This is a genomic window from Opacimonas viscosa (assembly GCF_024199005.1).
Taxonomy (GTDB): domain Bacteria; phylum Pseudomonadota; class Gammaproteobacteria; order Enterobacterales; family Alteromonadaceae; genus Opacimonas; species Opacimonas viscosa.
Genome location: NZ_JANATA010000172.1, coordinates 1 through 265, shown reverse-complemented (window position 1 = coordinate 265; position 265 = coordinate 1). Strand labels below are relative to the sequence as shown.

Here is a 265-nt window from a genome sequence, read left to right as displayed (position 1 = left end):
CTTAGCCGATAAAAACGTGACAGCGTTATCTATTGAAGTACCTAAGGCGTGTGTTACAGGTGAAGGTAATGGCGTAATTGGTAGTTGGACCACGGCAAGCTTGCCGCAAGCGCGTATCCTAAACCCAGATGCTACTTTTGCGAAACCTGAGACTAATGGTGGTGCGATGACTCAAGTGTCTCGTTTAGGTAGCCCGCTAGTAAATGAGCTTGTTATCGGTATTGGCGATAAAGACAAATTCTCTACTTCTCATCCAAGTGCAGAC

General features: G+C 46.0%; 1 protein-coding gene. It reads left to right on the top strand.

Going from position 1 to position 265, the window contains the following annotated elements; all coding sequences use genetic code 11:
• Positions 1 to 265: DUF4331 family protein (locus NLF92_RS13170; RefSeq protein ID WP_254102674.1), on the top strand; the 265-nt coding region annotated here is incomplete at both ends.